Genomic DNA, 4707 nt, shown 5'->3' on the forward strand with positions numbered 1-4707 from the left:
AGCTTCTCCACGCCTGTCGCCCACCGCACGACGCAGTGGAAGTGCTTGGTTGTAGTATTCAAGTGCTTTCTGATTTTCCCCTAAATTGGAGTAAATTCCCGCAATATTATTGAGTGTTTGAGCTTCTCCACCTCTGTCGCCGACTGCACGAAACAACGGTAGTGATTGGTTGTAGTATTGCAGTGCTTTCTGATTTTCTCCTAAATCGGAGTAAACTAGCCCGATACCCGTGAGTGTTGTAGCTTCTCCACCTCTGTCGCCGACTGCACGAAACAACGGTAGTGATTGGTTGTAGAATTGCAGTGCTTTTTGTTTTTCTCCTAAATTTAAGTAAACTCCCCCGATATTATTGAGTGTAAGAGCTACTCCACTCTTGTCGCCCACTGCATGATACAAAGGTAGTGCTTGGTTGTAGAATTCAAGTGCTTTTTGTTTTTCTCCTAAATCGGAGTAAACTGTTCCGATCGCAAGGGAAGTAAGAGCTTGGTTTGCTTTATCCCCAACTTTCTGCCACAGTTGCAAAGCTAGTTCCAATTTTTTTACTGCCTGTCTCAGTGATTCTGCGCTACCTTCTTTGTAAAATGCAACCGCTTCATCATAGGCTTTTTGCGCCGCAGCACGAGTTAATTGTTGAGAATTCGTTTCTGGTTGCTGTGCTATCTGCAACTCTGTATTTTTCAGTGTTGCCCTCACTGAGTCGGACAGCAAAACCACACCCATCAACACAGCTAAACTGTAACGAGAAAAGTTTGAAAATGAGCAGCAAAAAATACACTTAAGCTTTATATTTCTGTTCATTCTTAAGCCGGAATAATTTATCAAAGGCAGCGATGTTCTTGCAGACGCGAATCCTGATCTTGATTGTTTCTTTAATTGTTTAAGAGATTCTCCGGAGAATGTAATGTTGATTGTATAACATTCATTTCCGGAAGCCAATATCGTTTCTGTTTTCGTAACAAAATTAACTTATTTTAGTGAGTGCAGGTGTTTTTTATTCCTGTATTAGCACCTTTGAAACGATTAGTTACCAGTAAGCCAGAACTATGAGATATTGCCCCCACTGAATCTGACAACAAAACTGCACCAAGCAGCAAAGTCAAACTGTAACGAGCACAATTCAGTAAAATCCAGCAGATATCCTGCCGAGACTCGTCTTTTTTGTTCATACTGAAGTCTCAACCTATTAATGAGTTACAGTCAGAATTCTGCCGGCACAAGAATCCTGTCATTTGTATATTATTTAGTTATCTTCCAACAAATTGTGGAAATTTTATTGTTATTTTATGAGTAATCTCACATAAATCTATTTTGGTTTCGTTTTTTGCAACCGATGGAAGGAGTAAGGATTTTCTCGAAGGTTTTTGAACAAAGGTATAGCGCTTTTCATTGAGTGTATAGAAGTACCTTCAAAGCAGCATGCCCGAAGCGCGATAAAGCATTACCTGATATCTTGCATCACTACGAGTAAACCACGAATACTTAATTAAAATCGTATTTAAAAATACTCAAAAACTAGTTCCAGTCTCAGTCCATTTTAATGGACTTCGCCTATTAGCCTGGGATTTAAATCCTAGGCGGACAAGAACCCAGTCAAATAATATGTAATAAATTCTACTATTTTTCTCAAGGCAAAATGTAAGTGACCACCAAACCCCCTGTGCAATACTTCCCACAGAAACGCTATGCGATTCCCACACCACCTCATCCCCCATCAAAAAGCTGATGCAACCTTTGCCCTCTTTGTGTGAAAAAACAAGATCCCCGACTTCTCGCGAGAAGTCGGGGATTGTAATAGGAGTTAATTGTCACTGCTTTACATCACCAGATTAACCAGAAGCCAGTAACCGAGAAGCACAAGAAAAACGCTTAACCACAACACAATTGGTCTGTCCATAGGCGTATGTTTTAGAGTGATTTTTACTGCTTTAACGAATACACAGTGTAAAAACTGGGTAATAGCAAATACCTTTTTCTCGACTCTCTAAGTCATGGAGTACGAGAGCTAAAGTTTAATTGCTATTCCCGATTTTTCTCAAATTTTACTCAAACGTTACCAGTATTCCGCAGGACTTTTATCCTTCGGTTCTGGTTTATCAACCACACTAAACTCTGTGGATAAAACTATTTTAGCGATCTTAATAACGTTTTGCAGGAATAAATCACTTTATATGTGTTTACAATACACTTCTCAAAATTGTCTTAAAAGGGTAGTTGACAACATCGCGGATAATGATCAATCAATTTTTTATATTTATATTGTTCTATTCTTTGCGAGGTAGAAAGGCTAGTTATAACAACATTTAATTATTCTGCATAAACTGAAATCTATCAATGGGAATAAGTTTTGTAGTTTTTCTCACGATTAATCACAAAAGTATATTTTAATCACATAGATAATAGCTTCCTTACCTCAGAAAGACGAACAAACTCTAGAGCTACATATAAAATTATTCTTAAATTATTACTAGACTACTTTTTTATCTAAAAAATCAGATTTTTCACTCTGAAAATATGGGAATTATTGATTCGTCGGAGAGAAAACTCTTTTGACTTAAGATTTACTTTTTAGGAGAATTGTTATGCGAATTGCCCAAATTGCTCCACTGTGGGAAAGAGTACCACCTCCAGGTTATGGCGGTACAGAGTTAGTAGTTGGACTGTTAACCGATGAATTAGTCAGACGTGGACACGAAGTCACCCTATTTGCATCGGGAGATTCTATCAGTTTGGCAAAGCTTGAATCAGTTTATCCTCGTGCCCTAAGACTTGATCAGACTGTGAAAGAACATAGTGTCTATGAGATGCTGAATTTAGCTCGAGTATATGAGCAAGCAGACGAGTTTGATATTATTCATTCTCATGCGGGACACATCAGCTTGAGCTACGCCAATCTGGTAAAAACACCCACCGTTCATACATTGCACGGAATTTTTACTCCGGACAACGAAAAATTGTATCAATACGCAAAAAATCAGCCTTACATCAGTATTTCCGATGCACAGCGAGAAGAAAGATTAGGGGTGAATTATGTAGCGACAGTCTACAACGGAATTAATGTTAGCAGTTATAAATTTCATCCCCAACCTGAAGAGCCGTCTTATCTGGCTTTTCTAGGTCGGATTTCTCCACAGAAAGGAACGCATTTGGCGATACAAATTGCTAAAGAAACAGGCTGGCGCTTGAAGATAGCAGGTAAAGTGGATGTCGTTGATGTGGAATATTTTGAAAGTCAAGTCAAGCCTTTTATTGATGGTAAGCAAATTCAATATTTGGGTGAAGCCAACCATGAGCAAAAGAATGCTTTGATGGGAGGTGCAGTAGCCACTTTGTTCCCGATTACTTGGCGAGAACCGTTCGGGTTGGTGATGATTGAATCAATGGCATCTGGTACTCCAGTGATTGCGATGAATATGGGGTCTACAGAAGAGGTTATTGCCCACGGTAAAACAGGCTTTCTCTGCAACAATGTTGAAGAATGTATCAGTGCCGTTAGCAAGGTTACTGAATTGGATCGTTCTGCTTGTTGGGACTATGTCTGGGAGCGTTTTAGCGTTCAGCACATGACTGATGGCTATGAAGCAGTTTATCGCAAGATTCTGGGGGAGCCGTTTGCTTGCAGTAATGGACATTTGCCCAATCCAGTGATTTCAGGCAACTAGTCTATTTAGAAAAAGCAAATGCGCTCTTTGGGGCGATCGCTCCCTCGTGCTAGTGCCCCAAAGTCACAGAGCAAATTTGCTGCTAGCCAGAGTAGGGGGAGGGTAGTTTTCCAAACTGCCCTCCTTTGCAAACAAGGGCGATAAGCCGGAGGCTTTAGCTTGTGCGTATCGCAAAGGAGCGTAATCGCCTCCACAGTATTCTCCTCTGAACCAAAAGCGATCGCAGACTCCGGACGGAGTCTAGATCTTAAGTTTGCTCGGCATAGCCTTGCAAGTTCTCTGGCTCAAATTGGCGCAGAATGCGAGTTGCCTGATTGGTTAACTCTTGACTGCCTTTAATAACAATCAGATACTTGCCTGCATTGAGGCGATTTCGGTAGGGTAAAGCATCCCCACTCCCCACAGTTAAACCAACTCCACCGCCGACAAAGTATGCACCCAAAGCACCAGAAGCCGCTCCCAACAGTCCACCAATCAGGTGATTACCAAGGCTGCCAATAGGAAGTACTTCGATGCTTGTCAAAAGGTTGAAGGCGTAACCAGCAACAAAACCAAAGGGAATCAGCCAAGATACCAAACGATTTATCCCTTTCTTTGCTTGCTGATTTGGGTTGATGAATCCATACTCATCAGCACTTTTGTATCCCCTGCCTAAAATATCAATTTGATTGGTGGGTAAACCTTCTTTTTCTAAGGCAGTGTACGCTTCTTCTACTTTTAACCTGTCTGGTAGAACTGCAACAAGATAATTCATAGTGTCATCCCAAGTTATATTGTCATTGTTGAGTCAAAAAATCTTTAGCTCACTTGTGTGGACGATTAAATTAAGTGAGCCAACTCACCATAAACAATAAGTATCGAAGCAGTAAGAAACGTCAATCTTCAGGTTGAAATAAAACTGAAGCAGTTCTCCATATTTGCCTATTTCTCATAGAAATGTCATTTTTATGACTTGTTCTATGTCTTGCCAGAGAACTCGTAATAATGATAAAACTTTCCCTCTCCTTAATAAGGAGAGGGATGCCCGATAGGGCAGGGTGAGGTTCCG

At 40.5% G+C, this 4707-nt stretch carries 4 protein-coding genes; 1 reads left to right on the forward strand and 3 read right to left on the reverse strand.

Translation table 11 applies throughout. The features are described 5' to 3' along the window. Together DP116_RS29175 and DP116_RS09855 are read right to left on the reverse strand one after the other, a co-directional pair. The coding region (locus tag DP116_RS29175) for a tetratricopeptide repeat protein (protein ID WP_246275563.1) at nucleotides 1-720 on the reverse strand (720 nt) is incomplete at its 3' end. 251 nt (nucleotides 721-971) lie between these two features. After that, nucleotides 972-1166, reverse strand: coding sequence for a hypothetical protein (locus DP116_RS09855; protein WP_169155017.1), 195 nt, complete (start codon nucleotides 1164-1166; stop codon nucleotides 972-974). Between the two features lie 1413 nt (nucleotides 1167-2579). Between DP116_RS09855 and DP116_RS09860 the strand changes: the two genes are divergently transcribed. Next, nucleotides 2580-3659: a glycosyltransferase family 4 protein gene (locus DP116_RS09860; protein WP_169155018.1), complete on the forward strand. Its 1080-nt coding sequence runs from the start codon at nucleotides 2580-2582 to the stop codon at nucleotides 3657-3659. 247 nt (nucleotides 3660-3906) lie between these two features. On the opposite strand, the gene DP116_RS09865 is transcribed toward DP116_RS09860, so the two are convergent. Then, a complete protein-coding gene (locus DP116_RS09865; RefSeq protein ID WP_169155019.1) occupies nucleotides 3907-4413 on the reverse strand; it encodes a hypothetical protein in 507 nt (168 codons plus the stop codon). Nucleotides 4414-4707: the final 294 nt, after the last annotated feature.

The organism is Brasilonema bromeliae SPC951 (assembly GCF_012912135.1).
Classification (GTDB): Bacteria; Cyanobacteriota; Cyanobacteriia; order Cyanobacteriales; family Nostocaceae; genus Brasilonema; species Brasilonema bromeliae.